The sequence below is a fragment of the Mesotoga sp. BH458_6_3_2_1 genome (assembly GCF_003664995.1).
Taxonomy (GTDB): domain Bacteria; phylum Thermotogota; class Thermotogae; order Petrotogales; family Kosmotogaceae; genus Mesotoga.
The window spans coordinates 68272-85112 of sequence record NZ_JFHL01000017.1 but is presented as its reverse complement, the minus strand read 5'-3'; the positions used below and the strand labels follow the sequence as shown (position 1 = coordinate 85112).

General features: G+C 43.8%; 16 protein-coding genes. 10 read left to right on the top strand and 6 right to left on the bottom strand.

Features of this window, described 5'->3' with window-relative positions:
* Positions 1–540: 540 nt before the first annotated feature.
* Positions 541–813 carry a hypothetical protein gene (locus Y697_RS08905; RefSeq protein WP_121551278.1) on the bottom strand — a complete coding sequence of 91 codons (273 nt, stop codon included), beginning with the start codon at positions 811–813 and terminating at the stop codon, positions 541–543.
* A 503-nt stretch (positions 814–1316) separates the two neighbouring features.
* Between Y697_RS08905 and nagA the strand changes: the two genes are divergently transcribed.
* Together nagA and Y697_RS08890 are read left to right on the top strand one after the other, a co-directional pair.
* On the top strand, positions 1317–2435 hold the full coding sequence (gene nagA, locus Y697_RS08895; protein ID WP_121551276.1) for an N-acetylglucosamine-6-phosphate deacetylase: 1119 nt from the start codon (positions 1317–1319) through the stop codon (positions 2433–2435).
* Positions 2436–2778: 343 nt separating this feature from the next.
* Positions 2779–3444, top strand: a complete 666-nt coding sequence (locus Y697_RS08890) for a prolyl oligopeptidase family serine peptidase (RefSeq protein ID WP_121551275.1) — start codon at positions 2779–2781, stop codon at positions 3442–3444.
* On the opposite strand, the gene Y697_RS08885 is transcribed toward Y697_RS08890, so the two are convergent.
* Positions 3436–3783: a hypothetical protein gene (locus tag Y697_RS08885; protein ID WP_121551274.1), complete on the bottom strand. Its 348-nt coding sequence runs from the start codon at positions 3781–3783 to the stop codon at positions 3436–3438. The two genes, Y697_RS08890 and Y697_RS08885, sit on opposite strands and share 9 nt — an antisense overlap.
* A gap of 463 nt (positions 3784–4246) precedes the next feature.
* A complete protein-coding gene (eis, locus tag Y697_RS08880) occupies positions 4247–5413 on the bottom strand; it encodes an enhanced intracellular survival protein Eis (protein WP_121551273.1) in 1167 nt (388 codons plus the stop codon).
* A gap of 123 nt (positions 5414–5536) precedes the next feature.
* On the opposite strand from eis, the gene Y697_RS08875 reads away from it, so the two are divergent.
* On the top strand, positions 5537–6397 hold the full coding sequence (locus tag Y697_RS08875; RefSeq protein WP_121551272.1) for a GNAT family N-acetyltransferase: 861 nt from the start codon (positions 5537–5539) through the stop codon (positions 6395–6397).
* A 1-nt stretch (position 6398) separates the two neighbouring features.
* Here the strand turns inward: Y697_RS08875 and Y697_RS08870 are convergent, their stop codons facing one another.
* Positions 6399–6869, bottom strand: coding sequence for a peroxiredoxin (locus Y697_RS08870; protein ID WP_121551271.1), 471 nt, complete (start codon positions 6867–6869; stop codon positions 6399–6401).
* Positions 6870–7320: 451 nt separating this feature from the next.
* Here Y697_RS08870 and Y697_RS08865 point away from each other — a divergent pair, with 451 nt between their 5' ends.
* Both Y697_RS08865 and Y697_RS08860 read left to right on the top strand, forming a co-directional pair.
* Positions 7321–8664, top strand: a complete 1344-nt coding sequence (locus Y697_RS08865; protein ID WP_121551270.1) for a transglutaminase-like domain-containing protein — start codon at positions 7321–7323, stop codon at positions 8662–8664.
* Between the two features lie 287 nt (positions 8665–8951).
* Entirely contained in the window at positions 8952–9584 is a 633-nt protein-coding gene (locus Y697_RS08860) for a hypothetical protein (protein WP_183083767.1), read from the top strand.
* A gap of 146 nt (positions 9585–9730) precedes the next feature.
* Here Y697_RS08860 and Y697_RS08855 read toward each other — a convergent pair whose 3' ends face one another.
* Positions 9731–10327, bottom strand: coding sequence for a GerMN domain-containing protein (locus Y697_RS08855; RefSeq protein ID WP_121551269.1), 597 nt, complete (start codon positions 10325–10327; stop codon positions 9731–9733).
* 87 nt (positions 10328–10414) lie between these two features.
* Between Y697_RS08855 and uvsE the strand changes: the two genes are divergently transcribed.
* The 5 genes from uvsE (at position 10415) to Y697_RS08830 (ending at position 15865) form a co-directional block, all read left to right on the top strand.
* A complete protein-coding gene (gene uvsE / locus Y697_RS08850) occupies positions 10415–11311 on the top strand; it encodes a UV DNA damage repair endonuclease UvsE (protein WP_121551268.1) in 897 nt (298 codons plus the stop codon).
* Between the two features lie 90 nt (positions 11312–11401).
* Positions 11402–13273: a nucleoside-diphosphate sugar epimerase/dehydratase gene (locus Y697_RS08845; RefSeq protein ID WP_121551267.1), complete on the top strand. Its 1872-nt coding sequence runs from the start codon at positions 11402–11404 to the stop codon at positions 13271–13273.
* Positions 13270–13809 carry a hypothetical protein gene (locus Y697_RS08840; RefSeq protein WP_121551266.1) on the top strand — a complete coding sequence of 180 codons (540 nt, stop codon included), beginning with the start codon at positions 13270–13272 and terminating at the stop codon, positions 13807–13809. Before Y697_RS08845 ends, Y697_RS08840 begins: the two co-directional genes overlap by 4 nt.
* Positions 13809–14969 carry a DegT/DnrJ/EryC1/StrS aminotransferase family protein gene (locus tag Y697_RS08835; RefSeq protein WP_121551265.1) on the top strand — a complete coding sequence of 387 codons (1161 nt, stop codon included), beginning with the start codon at positions 13809–13811 and terminating at the stop codon, positions 14967–14969. The genes Y697_RS08840 and Y697_RS08835 overlap by 1 nt, the downstream gene beginning before the upstream one ends.
* Entirely contained in the window at positions 14969–15865 is an 897-nt protein-coding gene (locus Y697_RS08830; RefSeq protein WP_121551264.1) for a glycosyltransferase family 4 protein, read from the top strand. The genes Y697_RS08835 and Y697_RS08830 overlap by 1 nt, the downstream gene beginning before the upstream one ends.
* Here the strand turns inward: Y697_RS08830 and Y697_RS08825 are convergent.
* Positions 15858–16796: a magnesium transporter CorA family protein gene (locus Y697_RS08825; RefSeq protein WP_259462414.1), complete on the bottom strand. Its 939-nt coding sequence runs from the start codon at positions 16794–16796 to the stop codon at positions 15858–15860. The genes Y697_RS08830 and Y697_RS08825 overlap by 8 nt on opposite strands.
* Between the last annotated feature and the right edge of the window lie 45 nt (positions 16797–16841).

The following is a 16841-nucleotide window of genomic DNA, read 5'->3' as shown; positions in this document are numbered from 1 at the left end:
CGCAAGGCTGGCGAAGAACACGCCAGGACGCAATGCCCGCTTCGCGGGGAAGCAAAGGATCGGGTTAAAAGAACGGGTTAAGAAAACCGGGTTATGAGAATCGGGTTAGGAAGAACAAGATGCTTAATTGAATTCAGATAACGGGATGTAACACATTCCTAGGACCCGAGGCAGTCATCCTGACAATGCTCCTGGTCAGGATCCCTGTCTCTCGCGAAAAATGGGGCAGACCATAGAAGAAGTCGCAAGGCACCGAGAAGCATCGGCGGTCGCAAGGCTGGCGAAGAACATTGCCGGAAGTGATGCCGCTTCGCAGGAGGCCTGTCAGGTCAGCCGTCAACGGTCCGCCGCTGATGTTTCAGAACCGCTTTTGTTCACCAGACCCTAGACCCAAGACCCTAGATCCGATCACAATTCCGGTGGCAGGGAAAGTCAAAATGAGGACTGAGAAGTTCCTGCGTCGGTTGTCCCCAGTTCGATTATCACGAAAAACAAGGGCCCTTTCGAGCCCTTGACTTGATTGAGTAGGGGTTTTATCTCTTACAGCTGTGCTGCTTTTCCGAATCCTCTGCCGAGTCCCGGTCCCTTTTCGCCAGAAGCTCCGTGCCTGTAGCCTGTTCCGTCCTGGGCATTCTTCAACTCTCTTACACCGTCATTCGGGCAGTTGTCATTTATTCCGTCGCCGTCTGCATCTACGAAGTTCTCACAAGTAGTATCCTGACTTCTCTGCATTGCCTTCGCTCCGTAACCTACTGCCAATGTCATTCCACCGATCAAAAGAATCGCTATCGTAATCAACACTATCTTTTTCATCTCTTACACCTCCATATGATTTTTGGTACATTCTCAGTCTACGGCCCGTTTCTTGGAGCCCGCTTAAAAGCCGCTTAGAGATTGCTTAGAGATTTGAAGAGGCGGGTCTGGGATTGTGGGGTCTAGGGTCTGGCAAGAGCGGGACCCCGAACAGGATTCCTGAACAGGAGCACTTCATGGCAGGATCTACGTGATGACACTGAACAAGGGCATTTCAGGGTAGGCCCTACACAGATGGTATTCTTTGATTATTGCGATAACAGCACGTATCTGAACTTTTTCAGCACCCTGCTCTCTGTTTTGATCTTGGCCAATAACGAAGAACAAATCCTTGCTCTGGAAATAAGAACAAACTCTCTCCTCGGTGAAAGGATAACCGTCACTGGACAACCCATTTCTTGGCACATCCCTCCCAGTTGCCTCGGCCTATTCGCTTTTCTCACAGATTGCCCAGATACCTGCTAATAGATGTAATAATTGAGTCAAGAAGGGAGATGACATGAATGGAACTGGAAAGGGTTCTTGTTGTTGATCCAGTAGATGGGGAATACACGGCAAATGTCAGAATATCTGGAACCAAAATCGAAGCAATTGCAAGAATCGGTGGAGAATTCAATTCAATAGCTATGCCTGGCTTTGTCGATACACATTCGCATGGTGCAGTTGGGATTAACTGCATGACGATGAATACAGGAGATCTTCAAGAGTGGGAGAGATTTGCTGAAACTCACGGCGTAACTTCTCTAATTCCCACTACGGTCTCCGCAGACTCAAATGAAATGAAGAGAGTGGCTGACCTTGTCTCAAACTATGTGAGTGAAAGACCCAGAACGGCCGTTCGAGGAGTGCACTACGAGGGACCATATATTAACCCTAAGAAGAAAGGGGCTCAGAATCCCTCTGCAATAAGACCAGCAACAATCAAGGAGCTCAGATCAGTGCTTTCCGATATCGTCGTGCTGATAACAATGGCTCCAGAGATCGAGGGCTTCCTAGAGGTCCTTCCCGAAATATTCAAGCATGAGATTATTGTTTCAATTGGACACACAGATGCCACTTATTCTCAAATCAAAGAGGCTTATGAATCTGGTTGTGGAAGGATGACTCACTTTCCTAACGGTATGAACGTTCTTCACCACAGAGAAATAGGTTGTGTCGGGGCAGGTTTCCTACTACCTATGAAGCTTGAGATGATAGTAGATGGAATTCACACAGCGCCAGAGTTTGTCCAAATGGTCCACAAAATGCGTGGCAGTGAAGCTATTATCTTGGTCACCGACTCGCTTGACGCAACCGGTCTCAGTGATGGAATGTATGATCTCGGGGGTCTAAAAGTGGAAGTCAAAGGCAGTACGGCAACACTTGAAGATGGAACTCTTGCAGGAAGCACTCTTACTATGGAAAGGGCAGCCAATAACTTTCACAGGTGGACTGACTGTAGTCTTCAAGAACTGGCTAAAGTGACTTCATATAACGCTCTTCAAAATCTTGGAATACCCAACAGAGGCAGATTCAAAGAGGGATTCGTTGCTGATCTTGTACTACTCAACAGAAAACTGGAAGTGGAGGAAACGATTCTGGCAGGACAGTCAGTCTTCAAGGCAAGAGAAGGTCAAGGATAATTTCGAACTTCGTTCATCAAAAAAACTCATTAACAGGCTTGAAGTCCTGCAAACAGGTTCAAGAAGCTAATTAGCATCTGTAAATCTCCAAAGAGGATTTCTGATGATTCAGAAAGGAGAGCAAGAAATACTGTTTGATAGGAAGGCGTACTTAACTGACTATGGATACGAGCTCAGCGAACTTGAGAAGAAACACTCGAACCGATGTTTGATGAAGTGTACTTAGTCTAGAACTAACTACTATTTTCCTTCTTAAGAGATGATTCTTCACTATGGCTGGGGTAAGGAATTCTCAATTCCTAATGCTATGCTGTAGAGTGAAGACCGTTAAGGAGGTGTATCTATGGAACTTCATTCATCAACAATTGCTTACTCGCTGAACAGGAGGCTCGACTACTTAATATCCCTCCCACTGCAGTACTCCTCAGAAGAAGCCGACTGGCCTCTCATACTTTTCCTTCATGGAGCCGGCGAGAGAGGTGACAATCTCCAATTGCTTAGAAAACACGGAATACCTAGAATCGTGAGTGAGATGGCTGATTTTCCTTTCATAACGATCTCACCACAATGTCCGGAGAATGACTGGTGGCTTAACAAACTTCAAGATCTGAAATTCCTGCTGGACACTGTCATAAAGCAGTATAGAGTCGACATTTCTAAAATGTACCTCACCGGACTTTCAATGGGAGGGTTTGGAACCTGGCACATGGCTGTAGAGTATCCGGATCTCTTTGCGGCAATAGCACCTGTTTGCGGGGGTGGTCTTGGAATCCTGGGCTTCCCGGAGAGAGTTCTGGAAATCAAGGACTTGCCTATTTGGGCCTTCCATGGCGGAAAAGATAACATAGTCTCAGCCGAAGAGAGCAGGATCCTAATAAGAACGCTGAAAGATGCCGGCGGAAGACCTCTGCTCAAGATATATCCTGAAGCCGGTCACGATTCATGGACAGAAACTTACTCTGATCCGGAACTGTATGAATGGTTCATGAGCAATCAGAAGTTAGGTTGATTTCATTCTTATGGGACTAACCTGAGATCTATTGAAAATCATTCCCGCCGGTCTTAGATTTCTGCTTCTGAAAACGCTCTGGTTCTTCCCGATTTGTTTGCGAACCTCCATATAGGCCTTCAGGGAGAGTAACCAGATTGCTCCCACCAAAACCCAGAAGGCTATCAATACTACTAAAAGCCATCCAAAACCGCTAAGTCTGTCTCCCGCACCAAAAAAAGCCGCAATTCCGTAAATTGACGCAGGTGTTACTATAGCAAAGAGAACCGATGCTCTTATGAAGTTATTCCTAATATGTCCTATTCTGGGCCTCTTGCTTCTCCTAACAGCAAAACCCATCAAAATCACCACCTCGAATTACCGTTACTCCTAACATGATAATTATACACTTCTTCTTTTGCCTGGCCTTTAATAATGACCGATATGCGAACAGCATCGACAGGATCCACTCAATGATTTCATCACATGCCTACACAATAATCTGAACTACATCGCAATTGAGCTGCAAATTCCACCGCCCTCAATTTAGCGAATGATGGACTTGTCTCTGAAATCGCGTCCTAGTCTAGAAATCGAACAATCCTATCTTTTCTAGAAGGTAATTCTTGCCCAATTATGAGAGTTGGTAAAGCTGTTCTCCACTGTTCTAAGGAGAATGTACTATTTCAGCGGGATTTTGCAGGTATCTTCATTACATCATGCAATCTAAAACACAGCTCCTCTAAAGTTTTAAAGCAGGTCGACGGGCAAAAGAGACAGCGATCTAATTGGGTTGAGACACTCACTTCTCCGATAATGGTTGTCAAAACGTCTCGTTGAAGAACACTTCCGATTTCCTTATGTTTTCTCCGACGTATCCTGCAAGGGCCTTTGCCCGCCCCAGCTCAACCATTCTAGACAGTGATTCTCTCCCAGAAATCACAGTTGACAGACTGCCAATGCCTATCTCGATCTGTGGGGTTCCGCCCTCGCAAATCGAGAGAGCGTTGTCCTTTATTTCGAGCCGGTAATTGCCGTCATTCCACGAGCACTGGCTATCCTCGATTTTCATGTCAATTCTTACGTCTTCACTTAGTATTTCAAGCCCGTTAAGTCTCTTTAGGTCCACAATTCTTATCATTGAGGTCTCTCTTAGGTGATGCTCCTGAGGACTCTCATTTATATAAGGCCAAATCTCGAAATGCTGAGGGAGCCACATCCTAACCTCTTTCACCTGGTGAGAAAGCCTTCTCAGATATGTGAACATTGCATTCCTTGCTTCTTCATTTTGCGAAGCAAATGTGAATATCGAGTGGAAGGACGTGTCTTCCTTCTGATTGAAACCAAGTGTATAGTCAAGAATGCCTACAACCTTCTCATCTTTCGAGAACTTGACGATACGCTTGTCAACCTGATCTGGCCAAACCGGCGACAGTCTCTCCTTCCAGTCGACTTCTGATCGGAGCGTGCAGTTGAAGTGGGTCCGAGCATATTCCTTGTAGAAACTGATGGAATCGAAATCCGGAAATGCCATGTCAGAAGCATCTATTCCTGTCGATTCGTGTTCAGTCAATGATCCAGGAGAAAACTTGACGTACTGCCAGCGATCGAATACCTCCCAACCATACTTTCGATAAAAGTCTCTCGAAAACGGATAAAGGACCGATACTTTGAAATCCTTTCTGAGCTCTAGCAATAATTCCGTGAAGAGCTGCCTAATTCCTCCCTTTCCCCGGTAATCCTGTCTTGAACACACCATTGCGATACCGGCCATTGGAACGAAACTCTGTCTAAGTCTCATTTTGTAAGGAAAGACGATGCATCCTGCTACTATTGTCTCTCCGTCGTAGATTCCGTAGAATCTCTTCCCCTGACTCTCCAGACTCTTCAGATACTCCTCCAATGTCCCCTGATTCTTCTTCTCGAAAGAAAAAGCAAGAACAACCATTTCAATCATTTCCCGATAATCGTTGAATCTTCTGAACTCCATGTCTACCCCCGTAATTCATTCAAAAGAATAACCCCGATAATTTTATCACGACAGTTCCTGATTCCATTAACGCCGGATCTGAGATAGAATATGCGTTGTACACTTGAATGAAGGTGGTGTCGCATGATAAAGAAGGTAGAAGACTCAATCCTGAAAAGTTTCATAGAATACAGTCGTCGTGTGGGACCAGAACACGACGACTCATACCTTCCTTCCGACGACTTCGTTGCAGATGAAAGACATCCTTCTGTAGCACTCTTAAATGAAGAAGGGAAAATGATTGGAGCAGCTTCACTAATTCTTGAAGATCACTACAGAAAGGCTAGAAAGGGAAGATTCATGATCTTTCATTCGGTGACTTCACAAGCGGAAGCCTACAGATCTCTGCTAAATGCCATAAAAGGCATGATATCCGAAATCGATGAGGTATATCTATTTGTCTCGCCTGAGCAACCCATTCAAAGTATCCTAGAGGAAATCGGTTTCTCTTTGGAAAGATACTCTTTTATCTTAAAGAGAAGGCTACACAGTGTTTCTTTAGAAATTCCCAATGAAATCCATTTCGTAGATTTCGATCCTGAGACTCACGGAGAAATCTACTGCAATATTATCAACTTGGCTTTCGCTGAAATTGCCGGTCATCTAGATATCGATCAAGAATGGTTGAGAAGATTTCTCTTGAGAAGTAATGTCCCGAGCTCTGGCATACAGCTCCTGATAAAAGTTGACGAGCCAATTGGTCTATTCTTCTCGGAGGTAAATGAAGATGGACTTCTGGAGATAGGCCCTTTGGCTGTATTACCTAATTATCAGGGGCAGGGTTATGGAAGACTCTTGTTAAGAAAGGCATTACTTCTTTCTCTTGACTTGGGCCTCGAAAGTGTCCTTTCAGTAAACGCAGAGAATGAAAAAGCCCTTTCCCTCTATATTGAAGAGGGATTTGAGAAAGCGTGGACAAAAGTGTGCTATAAGTTTGCCCTCTAAATCACTTCAGATTGCTTATGAATTCTAGGACTTCTTCTGCATGGCCTTTCACTTTGACACCTCTGTACTCTTTGACTAAAACTCCGTTCTCATCAATTATAAATGTGGATCTCTCAGTTCCCAAGTACTCGCGGCCATACATCTTCTTCGGCTTAATCACATCGAACATCTGATGAATCTCTCCGTCTTTATCGCTCAGAATAGAAAAGTCAAGATCAAGCTTGAGTGAGAAGCCTGCATGCGATTTCTGAGTATCTTTGCTAACTCCAATTATAACTGTGTTCTTGTCCGCAAATTCGTTCTTTAGATCCCTAAAACTTTCTGCTTCTAGAGTACACCCTGATGTATTATCCTTGGGATAGAAATACAGCACAATCCGTTTACCTGAAAACTTTGATAAAGACACTTCTTTCCCATTTTGGTCGAGCAACGAAAAATCCGGAACAGTCTTGTTTAAAAGAATTTCAGCCATCATTACACCTCCTGAATACTAAGAAATTATTGATCAACACTTCGCACGATTGACAACAAGAAACGATCACCATAACTCAGATTATATGGCAAAGAGTTCATGTTTCTTAGTTTATGATTCTCCTTCATTTCCTACTCATAATTGTTCGTTAGACTGTTATGCTTTTTTTTGCGGTCCTGTTTCCGGGTACGGGAAAGGATAATGAATCAAATTCGACATTGGAAATTCAGTGAAGCTTACAACAAGGATTGTACAGAAATGCTCTAAAGGAAGGAAGATACATCGGGTCATTTTGGCATAGATTTGCTTTGTACTATTCAGTGGAGAAAATTCCACCCCTTATATCTCAAAAGAATAGCGGCCTCGAAGAAGAGGCCGCCTTTTTTCCGATTCTCTCCTGCTGTTATAATCAACTTAAGTCAAATTGGAATTTTGCATAGGAGGGGTAGAGATGGAATTTCTGGCAGCACAACTTCCGGAAAGGATTAGCTGTTTCGAATCGATTGGAGACTACAAGGGCGCTTTAGAGGAGATTGAGCATCAACTCGAAGATTATCTTCCCTCATTAGTGGAAAAGAGACTCTTGTGGGAGAAAGAGAGAATCCTCAGGCTGAAAGACAATTACCCGTACAAATCAGAAAAGGCTTTTGATATTCTCTCAGACATTTTCGTAGACTTCTCAAGAGAGGAGTTTGACTCCCTGAGTGATGCGAAGAAGCTTGACTCAATTGTCTTCGATGGCGAAGAACGTTTCGAAAGAAGATTCGACAAAAACCTTCTCTTTGTAATGCCCGAATTTGAAAACAGACTGAAGAAGAAAGATACTGACAGGGAAGAAACCAGAGCCTCTCTTCACAGAGAGATAGACAGGCTAATAAGCGACAGACGACCCGCTAAGTATAAAATCAATGCAAGGTCGTCAATCGCAGTCCGAAGCTCTGAGGGTAGTCTCTTTCGCTGCTGGCTCCCTGTGCCCAGAATTGGTGATCAAGTGTCTTCTGCCAAAATTATTAAGACAAGTCACAGCTGTTTCTTGTCACCAGATACCTATCCCCAAAGAACCGTGTATATGGAAGCAGATTCAAAGCATGATACATTGTTCAGTGTCGATTTCGAATACGAGATTTCTGAAATCTCATCTTCACTTAACCCCTATGAATGTACCGAACCCGATGGCAAGAGATTTCAAAACTATTTAGGCGAAAGGGCTCCACATATTGTCTTCTCGCCCCTAATGAAATCTCTGGCAAAGGAGATTGCCGAGGGTGAGACTAATGCCTACTTCATAGCAAAGAGTTTCTACAACTGGATATGCGAAAACGTCAAGTATACTTTCATGAGTGAATATGCCCTTTATCCAAACCTCTCTGAATTCGCCGCCATTAACCTTAGAGGGGACTGTGGAGTGAAAGCCCTCTTATTCATAACGCTTTGCAGAATCAGGGGCATTCCGGCAAGATGGCAGTCTGGATGGTTTGCAACTCCCAAGGGAGCAAGCCCTCACGATTGGGCCCTAATCTGGCTAGAGCCCTTTGGCTGGATACCTGTGGACTGCTCATTTGGGGGCTCCAGGAATGACATTCCGGCCTACAAGGAGTTCTATTTTGGCAACCTGGACGCATTCAGAATGGTTTCAAATTCTGCTTTCATGTCGCCGTTGATACCAGCGAAGAAATTCTACAGATCCGATCCATTTGACAATCAGGTCGGAGAGATCGAAATGGATTCCAGAGCAATGAGATCGTACGAGAGAGATTACTCTCTCGAGATACTCTCCTTTGAGAGAGTGCTCTAGCGGATCCAATAACTGAATGGCCGTACACAATGACACCTGTTACTTAAGTCTTTGTGAGTCATCAACATAAACATGATCAGAAGAAATCGATGCGAACATTCCAAAATGATTTGATTCTTGGAAGAACTCTCATATAGTTCCATTCAGAAGGATAAGCGTCTTTTCTCTGTTTACGGGAATTCTTTTGTTGATTCACTTCGGTGCAATTTCTACTATCTTCAAAAGATCAAAAAAACCCATCTAACTGATAAACTAATTTATATTGATTCCAATTAGGAGGCCTTTTGATGCAAAAGACGGTTATCTTCTTCTCTATGATAATAATCTTTGCGGTTTCGACGTTCGCTCACATCCCAACATTTCTAGGGCCGGACGACTTTGTGAATGGTGCATACCTTGTAAGAGACATAGATCTATCTCAGATCTTTTACTACATTCTCTCAGAAGGAGAAAGAATTGTGATCACGTTTGAAGGCTCAATCGGGATGCAATTTCATATGCTTTTCGGAGTTCCAAAGGAAAATGAGGGTATGGAAAGTACGAAGGATTTTCGACCTGAGCTTACTGTATACGATCCCGACAGAAATGCATACGAAAGCTTCGTGCTGGAGAGCATCGAACCTGAGATAATGTACGAATTTTTTGGAGACACTCACTCATATCTCTATGTTAGACATGACTCGACCCTTACAAAAGATGGTTTGTATTCCATTGAGATCGAGGCAACAGATCCAGGAAGAGTCTGGATTACTTTCGGTTTGAAAGAGAAGTTCACTGCTTCTCAAATAGCTTCTATTCCAAAATGGATTAGAGAAATTAGAGAATTTCACTATTTGACAGGACTCGCTAAATGGGAAATGTACGGACTTGGGATTGCGGGCATTCTAAGTGCAGCCTCGATCCTCCTGATCTTTCTCTGAACACACAAGAAGCGCAAGCTTGACTAAAAAAGAAGACATCCATTTCGGACGTCTTAGTTTACATTATATCACGAATATTTGTTAAAGTCAATTGCCTTGAACATTACCATGAAGTAAACCGCCTTTTCAAGGTACCAAGTCAAAGATTACGGCTGGAAAATATCTTCTGGTTCAAACACGACGCTTTCAACCATTTCAAACTGAAGAGCGGTTTTTTCTATCTGGGCTCGCAAGAGATTGACTCTGCATGACCCACCCGAAGTAAACCCCGATGGGTCAGAGAATTTCAGATAAAGAACCCCGTCTTCAAGTCTGGCCCCTAGAAACTGAAGCTCCCTCCCGGGGAATTCTGTTCTGAATCCCAGATCTTCTTCGGCCTTTGTCAATTCTCCTCTTATTAACAACCGAATGACATCGTTAATGGGCGACTGAGAATTAGGGATCGTTCGACCAACAGGTATAACAGCTTCAGTATCGCAAAGGACTTCGCCATTCATAAGTCTATCGAGAAGCTCGTTGTAGTAATAGAGATTTACTTCCATCGTTCTCTGGACACCGGTAACTGCGCTAAGTTCCATCTCAAGCGCAGCTTGATGCCTTTCGAGGCTGGCTATTCTTGTTTCAAGACTCTTCAGCTTCCCAGACTGAAAAAAGCAAAGAATAAGAAGGAAAACCGAAAGTCCACAAAAGGCGACAATGACTAATCTTATAGTTGGGAAAGATTGCTGCTTTTTAACCCTCAACGAGCCTCACCTCTCAATCGATATCCAACTAATTATACATTCTTCCTCCAAGACTTCGGATAAAATACATGTATGAGGAGGTTGCGTATGAAAATTGGATATCCTTGCATAAACACGACTCTTGACTGCAGCTCGGCAAGAAGCTTCAGATTAGCATCCTACAGCGAAAGAAGACTGATCGAAACCGTTGGGGCCAATCTTGCATGTCTTGAGAAAATAATCGATTACAACAAAACGAAAAACATTCTCTTCTTCAGAATCACCTCGAATTTGGTCCCGTTCGCTTCCCATCCAATCTGCAAGACCGATTGGGTAAAATTCTTCAGGAGTGACTTTGAAAATGTCGGGAAGAAGATAAGAAGATACAACATGAGAGTGTCGATGCATCCCGATCAATTCGTCTTGCTCAATTCCCCTAAGCGGGAGGTTGTAGATAACAGCATCGCAGAACTTGAGTATCACGCCAAGATTTTGGATCTCATGAATCTTGACAGAAGTGCGAAAATCCAGATTCATGTAGGTGGAGTATACGGAGAGAAAGAAGCGGCTGTCAGCAGATTCGTTGATGAGTACAAGGGACTATCAAGCGAAATAAATGATAGGCTGGTAATAGAGAATGATGAGAGACTTTATTCACTTGCAGACTGCCTGTCAATTCATCATGCGACAAACATCCCGATACTTCTTGATGTCTTCCATCATTCGATTCTTGATGGGGGAATAGATTTCGCTGATTCCCTCGATTTGCCACGGTCAACATGGTCTAAAGAAGACGGCATACCGATTGTCGACTACAGCACTCAAGAAAATGGGGCACGAAAAGGGAGGCATGCTCAGGCTATCGATCTGGACCATTTCAACTCTTTTTTGATCAAGAGTCGTCCTTATGATTTCGACATAATGCTTGAAATAAAGGATAAGGAGAAATCCGCCGAGGTTGCTATCAGTGTCGCTAATCAAGATAATAGATTCATTGTGAACTGACTTTGAAAATCTGGTTCAAGACAGCCTCAGAAAGCTGCTAATCTTCTAACATAGCCCCTTGTGTGCTAGAATCTCCATGAGGTGAGGAGTTTGATAAAACTCGGTGAACTATCCAGCTTCAGAAGAAACCTAATGCTTCTGATTCTCGATTCAGCGATAGTATATTTTGCGTACATATTGGGTATGTACTTCAGATACGGTATCTTCACTCTGGATGAACCTCAATTTTTCGGTAATGGAATATATTTCAGTATTTTTATTGTCGCTTCTCTTATTCTAAATGGCGTATACAGAATCGCCTGGAGTTACAGTTACTTCAGAGATTATTTCATTATACTTAGGGCAGTTGCAGTTGGTTATGCGGTCGGATTTGCTGCGGGAAGACTTCTAAATCTGTTTAATGTAAAGTTTCTTACAGTGCCCTTCACAGTATCTACCATGGCAGCCATCATCTCGGTATTTCTCATAATATGGTCAAGAATTCTCTGGCTGAGTATCTTGAGCAGGAACCATCAGATTGTCTCTTCTGCAGAGAGAGTCTTCATAGTTGGGGCCGGTGACGCTGGAACTTCTATAGCCGAAGAATTGTCCCGCCATCCAGGACATGGATTTGTTGTTGGGTTCATAGACGACTCACCTCGAAAGCTTCGAAAGAGAATTCGTGGAATTCCCGTGCTAGGCAATACAAGTGAAATCATGAATTTGGTTGACAAGATGGGAGTTGGAAAGGTAATTATCGCGATCCCCTCCGCCGATGCCGCCGCTCTGAGGAGAATCTTTTCAAGAATTGATGTGGAAAAGGTTAAAGTCCAGACTTTACCAAGCATAACAGAGATAATGGACGGCAAGGCCAAACTGGGATATTTGAGAGAGATAAACATTGAAGACCTCCTTGGAAGGGAGAGTGTTCAAATAGATTTGGGGTCGCTCAAGGACTATATAATTGGCAGAAACGTGCTAATAACCGGCGCCGGAGGAAGCATTGGTAGCGAACTGTGTCGTCAGATAGCCCCTCTCGAACCCAGGAGACTCCTACTAGCTGGAAAGGGAGAGAACAGTATCTATGAGATAAGGCAGGAGATAGGCACAATGTTCCCTGATCTCAACCTATGCCAACTGATCTGCGATGTCGCCGATTCATCAAGAATGAGGTATATCTTTGAGGCGGTTAAACCCGAAGTCGTCTTCCACGCCGCCGCTCACAAACATGTACCTCTGATGGAGGAAAATCCGACCGAGGCATTCCGAGTGAATTCACTTGGTACTTACAACATTGCAGGCTTGGCAAGCGAATTTGGCGTTGAGACTGTGGTCATTATCTCAACAGATAAGGCAGTGAAGCCAAGTTCGGTTATGGGTGTTTCGAAAAGAATCGCAGAAGAGTTCGTCAGATCGATCTCATCAAGGAGCAAAACAAAATTCGGTATAGTGAGATTCGGAAATGTATTGGGGAGCCGCGGGAGTGTGATCCCTCTTTTCAAGAAGCAAATTCAGTCGGGCGGTCCCGTTACAGTGACTGATCCCAGAATGACTAGGTATTTCATGACTATCCCAGAAGCCGTATCTCTTGTGCTTCAGGCAGGAGCTTACTCAGGAGGTGGAGATGTCTTCGTGCTAGATATGGGAGAACCCGTCAAGATCTCTTCCCTTGCAAACGAGATGATCACACTGGCGGGATACGTACCGCAGCAAGAAATAGAAATAAAGTACACAGGAGTTCGACCGGGCGAGAAATTATTCGAGGAACTTGTCCTCTCAAACGAGGAATTCATTCAGACGAAGCATCCGAAGATTTTTCGCCTAAAGACAAAGGAAGCAATGGATGAAAAGACCTTACTTACGATAGCCAGTCGCCTTAGGGCAGCCGTTGATAACAACGATTTTGATGAGCTGAACAAAATTACGGCCGAAATAGTCGACGATGCCACAGTTGAAATAAGTGCCGGGTGTGATTTTCGATGAGATGGTATGTTGAATTTGTCAGGGATTTCCCCTTTGTTTCTGCAATGATTCAGTTCTCAATTCTCGGCACTCTAGGCGATTATGTCAGTGCAAAGATTGCAGGTACTAAGGCAAATTTCTCTGCTTCCCTCATGGTTTTGAAGGCGCTAGAATGGGCTTTTCTGGCTATCTTCATAAAGATCGCGTTTATCGGTTACGAAGGATTCGTATCTTCTCTAGTGATAAACAGAGTCCTTCCACAAGTTTTTGTCGAAAGCGTACTCCTAAATGCAATCACTCGCTCTATATCAATGAATCTTCAATTTGGAGTTTTCTTAGTCATTTTTCATAGGTTACTTGATAATCTTGTCCTTCAAACGAAGAACTGGAAGAACCTTGACAAAGCTCTGTTGTCTTTGGTGTGGTTCTGGATACCGGCCCACACACTTACATTCGTATTGCCGAAGGACTTTCAGGTTGGTCTGGCTGCACTGTGGTCATTTATGTTAGGTCTTCTACTCTCTCTCTTTTCAAAATCTCCCCAGGAGGTGAAATGATGTTCATTCCCCTTTCCAAACCCGACGTGACTGAAAAGGAAATCACCGCTGTTACCGATCTAATGAGTAGTGGAATCTTATCTATCGGCCCCAAAGTTGAGGAGTTCGAAGAGAGATTGGCGGAATATATAGGGGTCAAACATGCAGTTGCAGTTAACAGCGGAACCAGCGCCCTTCATCTTATAGTTCGCTCTCTCGACTTGAAACAGGGCCAGACGGTGATCACGAGTTCCTTCACTTTTGTGTCCTCAGCCAATGTTGCAATATACGAAGGTGCCGTTCCTGTTTTCGCAGATATTGACGAGTCAACATACAACATCTCTCCAGAGACTTTGGAAGATGCTCTCGGCAATTATTCGAAAAACGGTTTGAATACAGATCAAATTAAGTTAGGACCCTTCATTCCAGATGTTTTCATGGCGGTCGATATTTTTGGTCATCCCCTTGAATGGGACGGGATAGAAGGTGTCTGTAACAGAAACGGCGTAAAAATCGTAGAGGATTCTTGCGAGGCGCTGGGAAGCTCCTTTATGGGGCGTAGAACCGGCACTTTCGGTCTCGCAGGTGCATTTGCATTCTATCCTAACAAGCAAATCACAACTGGAGAAGGCGGAATAATTGTCACTGACGACAGCAAAATTGCCGAATTATCGAAAAGCATGAGGAATCAGGGAAGGGGTACATCAGAAAATTGGCTTGAACATGTGAGATTGGGCTACAATTATCGGATGGACGAGATGTCGGCAGCACTGGGTATAGAGCAGTTGAAAAGGATTGATGATATTTTAGCAAAGCGTCAGAGAGTTGCCGACAGATACGGAAAACTGCTTTCAAAGATTGATGGAGTAGAGACTCCCTTTGTGGCAGACTATGCTACTAGTATCGGCTGGTTCGTATATGTCATAAGACTTGATGAAAAGATAGAGAGAGACAACTTCATGAAATATCTCAATGACAATGGTGTTCAGTGCAGAGACTATTTCAGACCCATCCACCTTCAACCCTTTTATATGACGAAGTTCGGATTCAAAAATGGCATGTTTCCCGTAACTGAAGAGCTTGCAAGAAGAACGGTTGCTATTCCTTTCTTCAATAATCTGTCTGAAGAAGAACAGCAGTTCGTTGCTCACACTATTGAAAAGGCTTTGGAGTACAACTGATGATGGCTTTTTTCTACGCTCTCGTTCTCTCGGCCGTACTATGTTTTCTTTTTCGAAGAGTTGGCATTGGGCTAGACCTGGTAGACAGGCCTTCGGGTACTCTAAAGCCCCACGAAAAGCCGATTAGTTATATGGGCGGAACAGCGATTCTCCTTGCGCTTGTTCCATGGCTAATTCAGAGTCCTGAATTCTTCCCCGCAATAATCATCATGTGGGCGCTAGGCTTTGCGGACGATATAAGAGGCATATCCCCAAAAATCAGACTGGCAGTGGAAGTTATTGTGGGATTCTCTGTAGCATTCGTAATCTACGGCTTTTCGACAGTTGATTCGATAATACTCTCCATCATCTTTGCAGGAACGGTTAACGCCTATAATATGGTGGATGGACTTGATGGCATATGCTCAACTAATATGATTGTTTTTGGAGTCTTCGCTTTCTTCACGGGATTTGTGCCTCTTATGTCTCTTGCAGTTGCTGGTGCTTATTCCGGCTACTTGATCTTCAATTTTCCCCCTGCAAGGCTTTTTATGGGAGACCAGGGATCATACATCGCCGGAACATTTGTGGGAACGTTACTTATACAGTCTTGGGGAAGTCAGAATTTCGTACGAATTGCCGCTATTTGCTGGCCCGTAGTTCTTGACCTTTTCGTGGGCTTCTTGAGAAGATCTATTGCGAAGAAATCACCTTTCGCAGGCGACAGAGATCACTATTATGACAAAATATTCAGGCTCTTTGGACAGAAAAAGAGAGTCACGCTATTCATCTCTATCGGCATGGCTCTCTTCTATGCAGTCTTAGGACTATTCCTTCCAGTTGCGTTAATTCCCCTCGTACTGCTGTTGACTTCGTTGACTCAGATCTTCCTCCTTAAGTCTCTACGCACTACTTGAACCATCTAATTTTGAAAAGTATTATGGCAACTAGAAACGCCACAACTCCCGAGAGACCCATTGACCAGTAGAAGATAGAGCTGTCGTGCATGAAAGGAAGCTCGACATTCATTCCATATACCGATGCAACCAGTGTCGGAATCTGAAGAGATAAAGTCACTATTGTGAGTATTTTCATTACAACGTTGAGGTTGTTAGAAATAACAGAGGCAAAGGCATCCATCATTCCTGTCAAGATGTCGCTGTAAATATTCGCCATCTCTATAGCCTGTCTGTTCTCAATGGAAATATCCTCAAACAGCTCTTCGTCCTCCTCGTATAAGGTCAGAATGTTGGCTCTCTTAAGCTTTTCAAACATCAACTCGTTGGACCTAAGAGATGTGGTAAAGAAGACCAAAGACTTTTCGAGATTCAACATTGCCACCAGTTCTTGATTCCTGGTGGATCTGTGCAACTCTGATTCGACTTCATTCGATAGTCTTCGGATTTCCTTCAAATACCTAAGGTAATAAACTGTTGCCCTGTCGAAGATTCTTAGAAGAAAACGATTTCGCTTCTTAGTCGATATGTCTCTTACACGACCTTCGATCACATCGGAAACAATCGCACTTTCGAAACCGCTTATTGTGACGAAATAGCCAGATTTCATGGCTATTCCAAGGGTCATTGTCTTGTATGGAACTGTCTCATCGCTCGTGTCAAGATATGGCAGTTTGGTGATTACGTATATTAGATCTTCATCTTGCTCAAATCTTGCTCTCTCTTCCTGGTCTAGAGCATCGAAAACGAAATCTTCATCGATTTCAAGGCTCTTCAGAAAAGCAATATCGCCACTATCAGGAGCAACCACATTTATCCAGCAGCCTTCCACAGGTGTTCCCACGACATTCATTTTTCCGTTTTCAGAAATTAGAATCTCCCGCACATCCATCCCTCCTCTTCTAGTAATGCCATAAGCTCTTGTCAAATAGAAGGA